Annotated in this window: 12 protein-coding genes; 9 read left to right on the forward strand and 3 right to left on the reverse strand. The window is 46.7% G+C overall.

Features of this window, described 5'->3' with window-relative positions; all coding sequences use genetic code 11:
• Positions 1 to 65 precede the first annotated feature (65 nt).
• From AC1DLM_RS06370 to AC1DLM_RS06395, 6 genes are all read left to right on the forward strand, one after another.
• Positions 66 to 1058 carry an ABC transporter permease gene (locus AC1DLM_RS06370; protein ID WP_441989438.1) on the forward strand — a complete coding sequence of 331 codons (993 nt, stop codon included), beginning with the start codon at positions 66 to 68 and terminating at the stop codon, positions 1056 to 1058.
• Position 1059: 1 nt separating this feature from the next.
• The gene (locus AC1DLM_RS06375) at positions 1060 to 1938 is read left to right on the forward strand and encodes a carbohydrate ABC transporter permease (RefSeq protein WP_171632160.1); all 879 of its coding nucleotides are present in this window, start codon (positions 1060 to 1062) and stop codon (positions 1936 to 1938) included.
• 96 nt (positions 1939 to 2034) lie between these two features.
• Positions 2035 to 3582: a type 2 periplasmic-binding domain-containing protein gene (locus AC1DLM_RS06380; RefSeq protein ID WP_441989439.1), complete on the forward strand. Its 1548-nt coding sequence runs from the start codon at positions 2035 to 2037 to the stop codon at positions 3580 to 3582.
• Positions 3583 to 3660: 78 nt separating this feature from the next.
• Positions 3661 to 5991 carry a glycoside hydrolase family 95 protein gene (locus tag AC1DLM_RS06385; protein WP_441989440.1) on the forward strand — a complete coding sequence of 777 codons (2331 nt, stop codon included), beginning with the start codon at positions 3661 to 3663 and terminating at the stop codon, positions 5989 to 5991.
• A gap of 13 nt (positions 5992 to 6004) precedes the next feature.
• Positions 6005 to 7186, forward strand: coding sequence for a metallophosphoesterase family protein (locus AC1DLM_RS06390; RefSeq protein ID WP_477569446.1), 1182 nt, complete (start codon positions 6005 to 6007; stop codon positions 7184 to 7186).
• A gap of 40 nt (positions 7187 to 7226) precedes the next feature.
• On the forward strand, positions 7227 to 8660 hold the full coding sequence (locus AC1DLM_RS06395) for an alpha-L-fucosidase (RefSeq protein ID WP_477569447.1): 1434 nt from the start codon (positions 7227 to 7229) through the stop codon (positions 8658 to 8660).
• 64 nt (positions 8661 to 8724) lie between these two features.
• Here the strand turns inward: AC1DLM_RS06395 and AC1DLM_RS06400 are convergent, their stop codons facing one another.
• Genes AC1DLM_RS06400 through AC1DLM_RS06410 form a run of 3 tightly spaced genes read right to left on the reverse strand, consistent with a single transcriptional unit; the run spans position 8725 to position 11391 of the window.
• Positions 8725 to 9543 (reverse strand): alkaline phosphatase family protein, encoded by an 819-nt coding sequence (locus tag AC1DLM_RS06400; RefSeq protein ID WP_477569448.1) that lies wholly within the window; start codon positions 9541 to 9543, stop codon positions 8725 to 8727.
• A 16-nt stretch (positions 9544 to 9559) separates the two neighbouring features.
• Positions 9560 to 10423 carry an EamA family transporter gene (locus AC1DLM_RS06405; protein ID WP_441989444.1) on the reverse strand — a complete coding sequence of 288 codons (864 nt, stop codon included), beginning with the start codon at positions 10421 to 10423 and terminating at the stop codon, positions 9560 to 9562.
• 26 nt (positions 10424 to 10449) lie between these two features.
• Positions 10450 to 11391 carry a metallophosphoesterase family protein gene (locus AC1DLM_RS06410; protein WP_441989445.1) on the reverse strand — a complete coding sequence of 314 codons (942 nt, stop codon included), beginning with the start codon at positions 11389 to 11391 and terminating at the stop codon, positions 10450 to 10452.
• Between the two features lie 233 nt (positions 11392 to 11624).
• Here AC1DLM_RS06410 and AC1DLM_RS06415 point away from each other — a divergent pair, with 233 nt between their 5' ends.
• The 3 genes from AC1DLM_RS06415 (at position 11625) to AC1DLM_RS06425 (ending at position 14724) form a co-directional block, all read left to right on the forward strand.
• Positions 11625 to 12395 (forward strand): DeoR/GlpR family DNA-binding transcription regulator, encoded by a 771-nt coding sequence (locus AC1DLM_RS06415; RefSeq protein ID WP_441989446.1) that lies wholly within the window; start codon positions 11625 to 11627, stop codon positions 12393 to 12395.
• Between the two features lie 66 nt (positions 12396 to 12461).
• The gene (locus AC1DLM_RS06420; RefSeq protein ID WP_441989447.1) at positions 12462 to 13334 is read left to right on the forward strand and encodes an AraC family transcriptional regulator; all 873 of its coding nucleotides are present in this window, start codon (positions 12462 to 12464) and stop codon (positions 13332 to 13334) included.
• Between the two features lie 112 nt (positions 13335 to 13446).
• Positions 13447 to 14724, forward strand: a complete 1278-nt coding sequence (locus AC1DLM_RS06425) for an FAD-dependent oxidoreductase (RefSeq protein ID WP_441989448.1) — start codon at positions 13447 to 13449, stop codon at positions 14722 to 14724.
• The last annotated feature ends 137 nt before the right edge of the window (positions 14725 to 14861 follow it).

A 14861-nucleotide genomic window follows, 5' to 3' on the forward strand; every position in this document is an offset into this window, starting at 1 on the left:
GACTTACGATCAGGTACGATCGTTTCAAGCAAAACAACGAGATGCCAACGTAATAATGAGAGGTGATGACATTGTCACATAGTCAGGTGGAACAGTTTCAGAAAGCGATCCCGAGTGGACTAGAAGAAAGAAAGACATCTAAGAAATCAGGAGTACACGAGTGGCAAGTCGCGCTAAAGCGTGACAAATATCTATATGTATTGGCAGCGCCAGGATTACTATTTTTCCTCATATTCAAGTATGTACCGTTATGGGGATTATTGCTTGCTTTTCAAAATTACTCTCCTTATTTAGGTTTTTGGGATAGCGAATGGGTTGGATTGAAATATTTTCATGAGTTTTTCACGAATCCCGATTTTATGCTGTTGTTTCGAAATACGATGGCGATCTCACTTCTGAATATCGTGTTTTTCTTCCCCATTCCCATTGTGGTTTCCTTATTGCTGAATGAGGTGAAGAGTTTACCCTTTAAGAAATTCGTACAAACGGTCATCTATTTACCTCACTTTTTATCATGGGTGATCATCGTCGGCATTTGTTTCCTGATTCTGGGCCAAAGCAGCGGGGTCATTAATCAATTAATCGTCGAGTTCGGCGGGCATAAGATTGAATTCCTATCGGAGCCTAATTATTTCTGGGCCATGCTCACAGCTCAAAGTATCTGGAAGGAAGCGGGTTGGGGGACGATCATCTTCCTGGCTGCCCTTGCAGGGATTAACTCAGAGCTCTATGAAGCAGCGCAAATTGATGGTGCGACAAGATGGCAGCAGATGAGGAATGTTACGATTCCCGGCATCAAAAGCACGATTATTGTTTTGTTAATCTTACGTTTAGGCCAAGTCATGGATGTAGGCTTTGAACAAATATTCCTTATGGCAAGCGGACCCGTATCGCAGGTGGCTGACGTATTTGATACGTATGCCTACCGCGTTGGTATTCAACAAGGTCGGTTCAGCTATGCCACGGTTGCTGGATTATTCAAATCGGTTGTAGGACTCATACTGGTTGTTTCAGCAAACCGTGTAGCCAAGAAGTTCGGGGAGGAGGGACTTTACTAATATGGATAATCAGATGGGTTCTAAGATATTTAATGTCCTAAACTATACGGTATTAACGATTATTGGACTTGTTACACTACTGCCATTCATTTATGTTGTAATCATTTCATTTACTGATCCTACGGAGTACTTGACGAAGTCGCTGGTCCTGATACCTGAGAAATGGAGCTTATCTGCTTACGAGTACATTTTCTCCACGAACGCATTCGTTCATGCGATGGGGATAAGCGGAATACTCGCTGTGTTCGGTACCTTACTAAGCTTAATTGTTACAAGTGCGCTAGCCTATGTGCTTTCCCGTAAACGCTTGAAAGGGAAGAAGTTCTTCCTTGTTGCGATCCTCATGACGATGTTGTTCAATCCGGGCATGATTCCGAACTACTTGCTCGTAGATAGTCTTGGTTTAATGGACTCCATTTGGGCACTGATCTTGCCGGCATTGACTAGCGCATGGTACGTCTTCCTGATGAAAAATTTTTATCAAGAGATACCAGACGAACTGGAGGAAGCTGCCAAAATGGATGGATGCTCGGATATCGGCGTATTCTTTCGCATTATGCTGCCAATCTCCGTCTCAGCCCTTGCCGCTTTCGGGTTATTCTACGCTGTAGCGTATTGGAACACGTACTTTAGTGGCGTACTTTACATCAATAGTGACAGCTTGCGTCCGTTGCAGGTACTTCTTCAAATGTTGCTCATTTCTGCATCGCAAATGGCTGACCCTTCGATGGCTGCTATGCTGGAAAGTGAACGTACTGTGCCACCACAGGTGATCAAGATGGCTGCCGTTGTAATCTCCTCCTTACCGATTGTCATGGTGTATCCGTTCTTACAGAAATATTTTGTTAAGGGTATGATGGTTGGTTCCGTGAAGGGGTGAGCGAAACATGCTTGAGAGGGGTGATGCGGGTAAGTAATGGAAATGCAGGTTACTAATTCTGATTGTATAATAAGCATATAAACGGGAGGTCTTTACATGAAACCAATGGTTAAAAAATTGGCAGTACTCTTAACAGCAACAGGGCTAGTCGCTTCCTTAGCGGCTTGTGGTAAAGCGAATGAATCTGGGCCAGCAAGTTCTTCAGCAGCGAGTACAACTGCAGCATCAGCTAAACCTGCGGCACCGGCGGATATTTCCATCACGACACTTGCTTTCGCTGCTGCACCTACAGGTGAGTTGGAAGCAGTAAAAAAGCTGAATGAGAAGCTAAACGTCAACCTAAAGTTAAATTGGATTCCAGCAGCCCAAATTTCAGAAAAATTGAATGCACTTCTTGCTTCCCGCGATTTGCCTGATGTTCTATTCGTAGAAGATTTTAACTTAACGCCTGCCTTCTTGAATGCGATTGATCAAGGCGCTTTCTGGGATCTAGGTCCTTATATTAAAAACTATCCAAACTTAGCTAAGTATCCAGAAAACGTATATAAGAATGCTTCTTTGAAAGGTAAATTGTACTCCCTTCCACGTGTAAGACCGTTGGATGGCCACGAGTCCATGCTAATCCGTAAAGATTGGTTGGATAAGCTAGGCTTACAACAACCGAAAACGATGGATGAGCTGGCTACAGTTCTCGAAGCCTTCGCACAGAAAGATCCAGACGGCAATGGCAAACCAGATACTTATGGTGCAGTCATTCCAGGATCACCTGGACCTGCTAGTTATCTGCTCTCCATGTTTGGCACGGGCACGAAGTGGAAAGAAGAGAACGGCAGTCTAATCCCGTATTGGTATACACCACAAGCCAAAGAAGCACTAGCTTTCTGGAACAAATCATTTAAAGCAGGCGGTATTCTTCCTGATTTCCCTGTTCTCAAGGCAGCACAAATTAAAGATATGCTCGTTCAGGGCAAAGCAGGTGTAGCATTTGCCAACGTGATTGATGCCTATAAATATAACTTGGAATTGCAAAAGGTAAATCCGCAAGCGAACCTTATTGCTGTGGAATTACCAAAAGCACCAGATGGCAAAGCATATTATGAGCAAGCAAGTGGTTATTATGGACAATTCCTGATCAATAAGAAATCGGTTGATGAGGCGAAGCTGAAGAAAATCCTAGAAGTCTATGATTATACAGCTTCGGTTGAAGGTTATAATCTTGCTACTTACGGCATCCAAGATGTTGACTATAAAGTGAAGCCTGACGGGAGCGTTGAGCAAACCGAAGAAGGCAAGAAAAAAGGATATTCCGGTGATACGACAGGCCAATGGGTAACCGGTTACTTTGATAAATATTCGAGAGCCAAAATCTCAGGTATTCCGACAGATGTTTACGAAGCCAATAAAAAAGTGGTTGATGCGATTTCCTCTATCACAGATCCGACTTACGGCTTAATGAAGTCAGCGCCATTTAAGGAAAAGGGAGCAGACTGGGATAAAAAGCTGAACGATATGATGGTTAATGTGGTTTTTGGAAAAAATACGCTTGAGGATTGGGATAAACTGGTAAAACAGTTCAAAGATGATCCAAGCTTCCAACAGCATCTCAAAGAAACGAACGAGTTCTACAAAGAAAAATCTAAATAAGTCTGATGAAATGAAAGGACCCGATCGTGCCTGTTGATGGCGTGGTCGGGTTTCTTTTCAAAAAGAAGGGTGATCCTTATGAGTCGGCAACAGCTGAAGTTATGGTATCGGAGACCTGCAGAGAACTGGGTAAACGCTCTTCCAGTAGGGAATGGCAAGCTTGGGGCTATGATATTCGGCAGAGTGGAGCAAGAACGGATTCAGATCAATGAAGACTCCCTCTGGTATGGCGGACCCAAGAAGAGGGAGCAACCTGACGCCCATAAACATCTAGAGGAAATTCGCAGGCTTATGTTCGAGGGTAAGCCGCAGGATGCCGAGTATTTGGCACGTATGGCGATGACACCAGGGCCCAAATACTTTGCACCCTATCAAACACTAGGTGATATAAACCTTTATTTTCGACAATCAAATGGGGAAACCACCAACTATAGGCGTGAATTGGATTTGTCTACGGGGATTGCTAAAACTTCGTACACCTTGGACGGGACGACGTATCACAGGGAGATCTTCGTAAGTGCCATTGATCAGGTGCTTGTTATTCGTTTAAGCTCGGATCGACCTGGAGCAATCAGCTTCTCAACGAATTTGAGCCGACGTCCATTTGAAGGCACGTCAGGTAAAGAAGGTGCGGAAAGCATCGTTATGCAAGGGCAATGCGGGCCAGATGGCGTTCAGTATACAACGGTATTGAAGGCTGTAGCAGAAGGTGGGAACGTGCAGATTATTGGCGATTTCGTCTCTGTGGAAGCGGTAGATAGTGTTACTTTGTATGTGGCAGCTGCAACGACGTTTCGACATCCCGAACCGCTTGTCGTGTGTCAATCTCGTATAGCAGCAAGTGTTGCCAAAGGATTTGAGGCGGTTCGAGAGGACCATGTGAAGGATCACCGTTCGTTGTTTGAACGTGTCCAACTTGAGATCGAGGATTCCAATGAAGCTGAAGTGGAAGCTTTGCCAACGGATGAAAGATTAGTCAGAGTCCAGGAGGGCCAAGCGGATCACGGACTCATTTCGTTATTCTTTCAATATGGCCGCTACTTACTTATGGGCAGCTCAAGACGAGGCTCGCTGCCTGCCAATTTGCAAGGCATATGGAATGAGAGTCACACACCGCCTTGGGAAAGTGACTTTCACTTGAACATTAATTTGCAAATGAACTACTGGCCGGCTGAAGTGTGCAATTTGGCTGAATGTCATGAGCCAGTATTCGATCTGATGGATCGACTAATGGAGAACGGGCGAAAGACGGCTAGGGAGATTTACGGTGCCAGAGGCTTTGTGGCGCACCACACCACGAATCTGTGGGCGGAGACTGACATATGCGGCATTTATGTGCCTGCTATTTTCTGGCCGATGGGCGGGGCATGGATGTCCTTGCATTTGTGGGAGCACTATCGTTTTGGTGGAGATAGGGATTTTCTAGGTGCAAGAGCGTACCCGATAATGAAGGAAGCAGCGCTGTTTTTCCTTGATTTTCTCATCGAGGATGAACAAGGTCGTCTAGTCACGGTTCCTTCTCTTTCGCCGGAAAATACGTATCGATTGCCGAATGGCAATGAAGGCGTTCTAAGTATTGGACCGTCGATGGATTCGCAAATTATTCATGCCCTTTTGGCAGCTTGTATAGAGGCAGGGACGGTTCTAGATACGGATAAGGAATTTCTAGAGGAACTAGAACAAGTAAGGAATCGATTACCAGAACCCGCAATTGGCAAACATGGCCAATTGATGGAATGGGCGGTCGATTATGAGGAAGTGGAGCTCGGTCACCGCCACATCTCACATTTGTTTGCCCTGCATCCAGGTGAGCAGATTACCGTACATCATACACCGGATTTAGCCGAGGCTGCTCGACGGACGCTAGAGAGGCGGCTTGCACACGGAGGCGGTCATACAGGGTGGAGCCGCGCATGGATCATCAACTTCTGGGCGAGATTGCATGATGGCGAGAGGGCCTACATCAATTTGATGGAGCTGCTTAGTCATTCTGTGCATACGAGTCTGCTTGGTGACCATCCCCCTTTCCAAATAGATGGCAACTTTGGCGGTACAGCGGCTATCGCAGAAATGCTCCTGCAATCGCACAGGGATGAAATCTTGCTTCTGCCAGCCTTGCCGAAGGCATGGCGTCATGGTCGAGTTAGCGGCTTGCGCGCGCGGGGCGGCTTCGAGGTTGAGATCCAGTGGCAAGATGGCCAGCTGAAAGAAGCCGTGCTGCATGCCACACAGGATGGCTTGTGTACAATCCGCAGCGAATCCCCCCTTGTGATCAATAGGGAGGAAGGGGATGTGCTGGTGGTGAACTCTATAGATGGTTCGGTTTATTGCTTTACGGCRGAGGCAGGAATAAGGTATTCGGTTCAATGCGCTAATATAGACTATTCAATTCCTTCTACATCGAAATAAGGAGAGGAAAGAAATGGTGAAGAAACCAAGCCTCAAGTTCGTCGTCTTAACAGATACCCATATTAAAGCGAATTTAGAGGGGACTGAAGCCCAGAATTTTGATCGGGCGCTCAAGGATATTATGGCAACTTCCCMCGATTGTCAGGGGATCATGCATGTCGGTGATATCACGGACAATGGGGAGCGAGCGGAATTTGAGATCGTGGAGCAGATTTGGAAAGCTAATATGGAGGGGCTGCCGCCAATCCATTTTACTTACGGCAATCATGATGTGCGTTGGAAAGATCTTGATAGGCAGATGTCGTTATTTAAAGATCATACGGGGATTCACCATGCTTACTATGACTTGTGGTTGGAAGGGTATCATTTTATATTCCTTGGCACTGAAATTGGCTTGAAAGACTGCGCTTATTTATCAGAGACCCAGCTCAAGTGGTTAGATCAAAAGTTGTCCGAACATGAAGTGACAGAGAAGCCGGCATTTATTTTTGTTCATGAGCCCCTATTGAATACGGTTGCAGGGTCCCAAAGTGAGTTCGGATGGAATGGGATCAGGCAGGATGCAGAATTAAAGATGACACTAGCCAAACACCCGCAATCCATTGTCTTTACCGGTCACACGCACTGGGAGCTGGGCGCAAAAGAGACGATGTATAACAAGAAGTATGCAACCCTGTTTAATGCAGCTTCTGTAGCCTATTTATGGACGGATGATGACGTCTTGAAAGAGGGCTCACAGGGTTTTTTCGTTGAAGTCTACGAGGATAAAGTCATAGTAAAAGGAAGAGATTTTTCATCAAAATCGTGGGTTACTGATGCGGAATATACGGTACAACTGCCAGTGACGATTCCTGTGGTGGATCTGACGGTAGATCCGGATTGTACTCTTCGTAATCCTGCAATGAATATGAACAAGTCTGTCTTTCAGCCAAATGAACCAATTGAGGTTACTTATGTAGGTTCGCTAAGAGAAGATGCCTTCGGCATTTATCGAAGAGGAGCTAAACCGAGTGAGACAGAACGGATTAGTCCTATTGTCCACGTACAGACCAAAACGTTCGGCCAGCCAGATGGAAAGTTGATTTTCAGTGATCTGGATCTTCCAGTTGGAAGTTACGATATGATTTATTTGGGTGAAACGCTGAATACAGAACTCACTCGTTTGCCTTTCGATGTAGTGGTAGAAGCAAAATAAGCAGAAGAAGATCATATTATGTGTGAGGAGCAATATAGAGATGCCAGTATCCATAGAAGAAGCAGTAAAGGTAGTTCCCACGTCACGCCAATTGGCTTGGCAAGAGATGGAATTCTATGCTTTTATACATTTCGGTATGAATACATTTACGGGGAGGCAATGGGGGGATGGAAACGAGGATCCAGAATTGTTTCACCCTACGGCATATGATCCTGCACAATGGGTCGAGGCATGCCGATCAGCAGGAATGACAGGCATCATCTTGACCTGTAAGCATCATGATGGATTTTGCCTCTGGCCAAGCGCCTATACAGACCATTCAGTGAAATCCAGCTTATGGCAGGATGGGCAAGGCGATGTTGTCCGTGATGTAGCCGAAGCTTGTCGTGTGCAAGGATTGAAATTTGGTGTATATGTCTCGCCTTGGGATCGTCATGAGCCTAGTTATGGGGACTCACCCGTTTATAATGCTTATTTTCAAAATCAATTGCGAGAGCTTCTTACGCAGTATGGTGAGATCTTTTGCGTGTGGTTTGATGGTGCTTGCGGCGAGGGCAGCAATGGGAAAGTGCAGGTGTATGACTGGGAGGCTGCTTACCAAATCATTCGAGAGTTGCAGCCGAATGCTGTCATCAACATCTGTGGCCCTGATGTTCGCTGGTGCGGCAACGAAGCCGGACATACGCGCGAATCCGAATGGAGCGTAGTACCTGCGTATTTGAAAGATACAGAGAAAATACACGCAGATTCCCAACAGACAGATGACCCTGCATTCGCACAACGGATCAACACGGAGGTTGAGGATTTGGGAAGTCGGGCTATTTTGGCACAGGTAGATAACGTCATCTGGTATCCATCTGAAGTCGATGTATYGATCCGACCACAATGGTTCTACGATCCAACGGAAGATGATAAAGTCAAAACCGTAGAGGAATTGATTGATCTATATGAAAGCACGGTGGGTGGCAACAGTGCGCTGCTACTCAATATTCCACCTGATCAGCGCGGGCTGATACATGAGACTGATGCCAGGCATCTGCGTGAGTTGGGGCAATGGCTTCGCGGTACATATACAACAAATCGGGCTGTAGGGGCGAAGGTGAGGGCGTCTCAGACCGGGGATAGTGATGTTGATATGGAGGCTCATCCTGTCACAGATGGACGTTCTGATACGTATTGGTGCCCTCCAGATGGGGGCGAGCATGCCGAACTGGAGATTGATCTTGGCGAGGAAGTATCATTTGATCGTATTGAGTTGAAGGAGTATATCCAATTAGGACAAAGGATCGAACATTTTCATCTGGCTTATAAGGACGGAGAAGAATGGAAGCCATTATATGAAGGTACAGTGGTTGGATATAAGAAAATATGCCGAGTAGAGCGGACTATTGCGAGATATTTACGTCTTGAGATTACGGAATCACGTGTGCATCCGACGGTAAGTCACTTCGGTGTATATGACTCGGGAGCGTGAATCGCTGCACCAAAAAGGAGTTAGGCCGCATGTAGCTGCTTAACTCCTTTAATTATTAATGGCTTTAAAGAGCGTGGAACAATCCCTGAGGCAACGTGCCTTCCCAGGACGCGGGGACATCCAGTCCGAGTGCATGTATGACAACGGTTGCTGTGTCGGCAATGGTGACATTGTCGAGTCGGGTGCCAGGGGCAATGCCAGGACCCGTGCAGCCCCAGAAGATGGTTTTGTCCATCGGATGATCACTGCCGTGATTGAACGTGCTCTCACCGCCGCCACCGTGATCGGTGACCGCAATGATGAGACTATCGCTCATGAGTCCAGCCGACTCTAGGGCATTCAAAATGACGCCAGTGTGACGGTCTGACTCTTCGATAACGCGAAGTTGTTCCGGCATATTGTACCCATACTTATGACCCGCTGCGTCAGGTAGGTCCAGTTGCACATAGAGCAGCTTGAAATCTGGGTTTTCATGGATGTAGGCAGCTATAGCTTGGACTAGCTCATCATCAGGTATTGACATTTTATGGACGCCGATCGAAGACTCAATAATCCCATCATTAATGGGCTTCCAGGCGCTGTAAGCTGCTAGTTTAGCAAGTGGGAATGCTTCTCTAGCAACGCGGAAAATAGACGGATAGGGTGAATCGTCAGGGAAGGCTTCTACTTCTGCTTTCGTGTTCGTAAGTCCATGTTTCACAGGATTAACGCCGTGAAGCAGTGTTCCCCAACACTCGGCACTGATCGTTGGCGATGCGGTTTGTGCTTCGAGCGTAGAGGCGCCTGAATCGAACAAACGATCCAAATTCGGGGTATGTGCATCACGGACAAAGTTGCCGGCGCCATCCCAACCAATAATAATGACACGATTACAGGTGCTCATGAATGTTCCTCCCTCTTCAGCCCCAAAAGCTGATCATAAGAATGCCAATTAAGATAAGAATAGAGCAAAGAATGCGTAAAGTTCCCTGTTTTTCTTTGAGGATAACGATGCCTAGCAGGGTTGCGAACACGGTCCCAATCTCGCGGAGCGGGGAGATTTGGGCAACAGGTGCGTATTTCATGGCGAAGAGAAATAATAAATATGATACTGGATTGAGAATTGCGCCTAGAGCAATCATTTTGAAGTTTACTTTCCACTCTCTGCGCAGTTGTTTGGAAACAATGACAAGCGGTGTGAGCCCTGCAACGAATCCGATATTCGTTACTTCTAATAAGGCGATAGGTGAGATATGTGCGAGATTCAGCTTATCGACAAGTACGTAGCAAGTCGTGCACAAACCTACACTTAGCGCCATTAGGAAGGGCTTAATTGATTTGACAGACGTCTGGCCAGTAGAACGCGCACTTGTGAAGATACCGCTGAGTGAAAGGAAGCCAATCACCATGCAAAGCAGTCCCGTCCATCCGAGGGGCGATAAGGATTCGCGTAGAAATAGGACACCGACAATTGGGATAAATAAGGTGTTGGTACCTCTCATAATCGGATAGATCTGCGAGAGATCGCCCATATAGTAGGTGCGTGAGAGCAAGAGGGCATAAACAGCTTGTAAAGCGGCAGATAGTAAAAGTAGTCCGTATGCAGATAAGGTTAAGGAAGTAAGCCATAATTCTCTGATTAAGTAAGGAAGTAGGATTACGGTCGTGACCATGATGATGGACCATAGGAAAACGCCTTTGTTCAGGCTGCTTTTGGTAAACATACTCCAGATGGCGTGTGCAAGTCCTGAAGTAATAACGAGTACAATCGACGCAGTCAACAAGTGATCAGCTCCAAACGAAAGTGAGGTTACAGCGTTGGTGAGTGTTCGGGTTGATCACGGATGACGGTGCCGTCAGCGAGTCGCAGCCACGTTTCAAATGCACGTTCACCTTCACGGAGGCGAATCATTCTAGCACCGCGATGAAAGCCATCTTTGCCATATGTATTGTAGCCAGTTGCTCTGCCATAACAGAGACGAATCCCGTGAAGCTCTCCCCAGTAATCATTGATGTGGTCATGTCCACAGAAGGTTCCAACGACATTGCCCATTTCAACCATAGCGGCGAACAATCCCGAATTAACGTGAGCACAGCAGACATTTTCGTGTTTGTTCCCATAGCAGGTCGCACGCTCCCATACGTGCTGGTACTCGGGAAGCGGGATATGAAAAAAAGCGAGTGCAGGCAGCTCAGGCTGCTCGTTACGGGACTGTTCGGTATACCAGCCGATTTGATCATGGTGAATCCAGTCATAGCCTGGAATCTGAGCGACTGTAGAGCGACTTCCTGAATCGAAAAAGTATAAGCTCGCTGCAGGCTGTCCGTCACGGCCACTGAGGGGAAGGCGGTAGTTGCCAACGCCGCTAAGCTCGGCAGGACCAGCTTGAGTCATTGAACAGGGATACGTGAGAAGGCTGTTCATGAGCTCTTGTCTTGTGATGAGGGTTTCGGTGTCGTGATTACCGAATACCACAGCCCACGGAATTTGGCGAGCTTCGGCAGCTTGCACGGCGTCGCGGAAAGCTTTAAGAGGTTCTTCACAGTGGTGTTTACCTTCCGCAACAGGGCCTGTGTAAATGATATCTCCGGTAAAAACAACAAGATCAGGCTGCTCTGCATCCAGTATTTCCTCCATCAAACGGAGGGTTTGTTGATCTTCCTTGCTGCCATCGATCCAGTGTAAATCTGTAAATTGCGTAATCGTAAATGTGGAATCTTCACGAAAAGTCAGCTGTTGCTGCTTGAGCATGAGCATAGCCCCCAATTTGAAATTTGGTTGTGGAATCATGTTGATTCAATTAATAATGTTGTTGTTTGTTGACAATTGTAAACTGGTTGAGCAAAGCTGTCAACGAGCAATTTTCGGTTGAGGAGGGGGATCGAGTTCCCCCTGATTGACACACCTAGCACGAACCCCTAAACTAATGAAAACAACATAAAACAACATCATAGTTTAGATATCGGTCATGTTAGGAGGCCATTATGTCATTAACTTATGAAGATCGCAGGTTGACGATTCTTCATCATCTGGAAATGGAAGGAAAAGTACAGGTGCATCACCTGTCTGAGCTTCTTACCGTTTCGACGGAAACGGTGCGTCGGGATTTGGACCGCTTGGAAAAGGAAGGCAAACTGCGCAAAGTGTATGGCGGCGCCGTCAGAATGCGCATCGAGATGGTCGAGCCTCCCTTTTTAAATCGTGTACAAATGATGAAACCAGAGAAAGCAGCTATCGGGAGATTAGCTGCGTCCCTCGTTCAGGATGGGGAAACGATCATGCTGGATAATGGGACAACCACGATTGAAATTGTCCCCTTTTTGCACGACAAGACGAATGTGACGTTAATTACGAACTCCATCCCGATTCTCAACCTGGCCATGGAAACGTTCCGCGGACGTATTATTTTTGCTGGGGGAGAAGTCAGTCAAGAGTGTCGGGCTGTGACAGGCTCGCTGACTGATCAACTGCTCGATCAATTTAAAGTAAACAAAACGTTTATTTCAGCTAGCGGCATCTCATTAACGGATGGAATTACTGATTTTCATTTGGATGAAGCGGTGATCTCGCGCAAAATGATGCAAAGAGCGGAAGAGTGCATCCTGATCGCAGATCATAGCAAATTCGGCCTGTCTACGTTTGCCAGAGTCGCGAAGCTGGAGGAAATCTCGATGGTGATCACCGACGCCGGCTGCCCACAGGAGTGGGTCGATACGATTGAGGGGCTTGGTATTGAGGTACGGATAAGTGAGTAATGGTTTATAGTATCTTCTACAATAGAAGCATGATCTCAACTTACCCACTGAAGGAGCTAACATATCATGTCTGCCGATTCGATTTTAACCCAAGAGCTGCAGCCTCATATTCGCTATGCGGACTTCCTGCACTATCATCCATGGAAGACACCTCCACGAATCATCACTGATTATATGCTTCTTTATGTCCAGGAAGGCTCATTCCGGTTATCGATCGAAGGGGAGACGCATCAGCTTATGGCAGGTCAGTTCTGTTTCATTCAGCCCGGCATCGTTCACCAGATGGAATCGAATTCGCCTTCCATCACGTTCATGGCGCTGCATATGGAGTTGTTTCATTTCTCGGTTGAAAATCGTTTAGAGATGATTGTACCAGTGGATCACGGATATAACCCTGATTTGATTACTGTACAGCCCAATTTAGGGGTGTTTGTAGATATCACTATTCCTTTCGTATTAAAACTATCCAGACCGGATTGGATGCTGAACGCTATGCAGCAAGCCATCACGCACTGGAATCGTAAAAACGCTCTAGATCATTTGCAAGCGCAAGTATACGTGACGGAAATTGTCCTTGAATTAATAAGAGAATACACCACACGGCCCATGTCCGAGCTCAATCGTTCGACAGCGTTGCACTGGGTGCCTGCCTATATGCAGTACCGGTTGTCGGAACCGATAAGTGTGGAGGAAATGGCCCAAAAGGCGCTCATGTCCCGTTCGTATTTCTCTATGCATTTCCGCAACCAGTTCGGACTTGGCCCTCATCAATTCTTGCTCAAGCTGCGGCTGGACAATGCGACTGATCTACTGCGAAGCACCGTCTTATCGCTTCAGGACATAGCGGACAGCTGCGGATTTTCGAGTGTCCATCATTTTTCCAAAATGTATAAACTGCGGTTCGGATACCCTCCAAGTCAAATCAGAAAGCAATCGTGAAAAAGACGTTTTGATATAAATACCATGCATTTTGACAAAGCCATAAGGCCTCTTCGCGCCCTATAATGAAGCCAGTAATGAACACTGGATTTGATAACAAAGGAGTAGAGCGATGAGTGAGCAAGCCTCTTATGATTTTCAAAGAAAAGTAAAGACCTATGCATCAGCAGATGTCATTGTCATTGGCGGTGGCCCAGCAGGAACAGCAGCTGCGATAAGTGCAGCAAGACGAGGGAAGAAAGTCATTTTGCTCGAAAAATCAGCGCAATTAGGCGGCATGGGGACCCTTGGCAACGTAAGTATTTTCATGCCAATCGGGAACGTCACCGGGATATACCGAGAGCTGATCTCGGAAGTATTGGCGGAATATTTGCCAGAACAGCATGATGTATCGATTGCCCCGCAATATTCGCCTTTTATTTTACGACAATATTTAAATGAGAAGATGAAAAAAGAAGGAGTTCAAGTCATTTACCACACGGAATGTGTGGGAAGCGTGAAAGAAGGTTCTCGTTTAAAGGCGGTTATTGTCTCAACAAGAGAAGGGCTTCAAGCGTTCGAGGGACTGCAATTCATTGACTGTACAGGTGATGCCCGTGTAGCGATCGATTCCGGGGTGTCGTTTACGTCAGGTAGAGATGAGGATGGGCTCACGCAGCCAATGACGCTGATGTTCATGATGCAGAATACGGGCAAGCCTATTAAGCCGATTTTGCCAGAGGGATGTTATCACTACAACGAGATCTCAGATCTGCCGCAAGGTCGTCATCTCTTCTGGGAGCGTAATTCAGAAGGCCTGCTCTTGGTTAATATGACCCGAGTTAAAGGGAACGGTGCGAAGATCGCCGATGTCAATTACGCAGAAACGGAAGCACTTCGACAAGTCTTCTCAATCGTTCATTATTTGCAAAGAAACGGTTTTGAAACGTATGCGCTTTCACATGTTCCTAACCAAGTCGGCGTCAGAGAAACGAACCAAATTCGTGGACTTTATACGTTGACCGAGCAGGATGTGGTCGAGGGACGTCGCTTCCAAGATGTCGTGGCGCAGACGAATTACGAGATTGATATTCATAGCCCTGATGGTAAAAAGACAACCGATGAGCGCGAGGTTCATGGTTACGATATTCCTTATCGTTGTATGGTACCTCATGACGTGGAGAATCTGCTTGTCGCTGGTCGATCGATCTCTGCTACGCATGTAGCGATGTCGTCTATGCGCGTGCAGCCGACGTGCTATGCACTAGGGCAAGCCGCAGGAATCGCGGCAGCCATTGCGCTGGATGAAGATTGCCCAACCCGCGATATCTCTATTCATGTTCTACATGATGCACTGCAAGAGCAGAACGTTATGCTTCTGAAATTAGCAACTTACGCTTCTCCTGAGTGAAGGGGATAGCGTCGACAGAGCTACAATCTCACCGTTACTCATGAGCGAGGAAAATAGGGAAAGGCCAATAGGAGGAACGGAGTCCGTTCTCATATTGGCCTTTAGTGCGTATTGGGCTGCTGATGGGGCTGCAATGC

The sequence above is a fragment of the Paenibacillus sp. 01T442 genome, assembly GCF_056398345.1.

Coding starts and splice junctions, on each gene's coding strand:
- AC1DLM_RS06410 (WP_441989445.1), bottom strand. CDS start 11,391: ATGCTCAAGCAGCAACAGCTGACTTTTCGTGAAGATTCCACATTTACG.
- AC1DLM_RS06420 (WP_441989447.1), top strand. CDS start 12,462: ATGTCTGCCGATTCGATTTTAACCCAAGAGCTGCAGCCTCATATTCGC.
- AC1DLM_RS06380 (WP_441989439.1), top strand. CDS start 2,035: ATGAAACCAATGGTTAAAAAATTGGCAGTACTCTTAACAGCAACAGGG.
- AC1DLM_RS06415 (WP_441989446.1), top strand. CDS start 11,625: ATGTCATTAACTTATGAAGATCGCAGGTTGACGATTCTTCATCATCTG.
- AC1DLM_RS06375 (WP_171632160.1), top strand. CDS start 1,060: ATGGATAATCAGATGGGTTCTAAGATATTTAATGTCCTAAACTATACG.
- AC1DLM_RS06425 (WP_441989448.1), top strand. CDS start 13,447: ATGAGTGAGCAAGCCTCTTATGATTTTCAAAGAAAAGTAAAGACCTAT.
- AC1DLM_RS06370 (WP_441989438.1), top strand. CDS start 66: ATGACATTGTCACATAGTCAGGTGGAACAGTTTCAGAAAGCGATCCCG.
- AC1DLM_RS06400 (WP_477569448.1), bottom strand. CDS start 9,543: ATGAGCACCTGTAATCGTGTCATTATTATTGGTTGGGATGGCGCCGGC.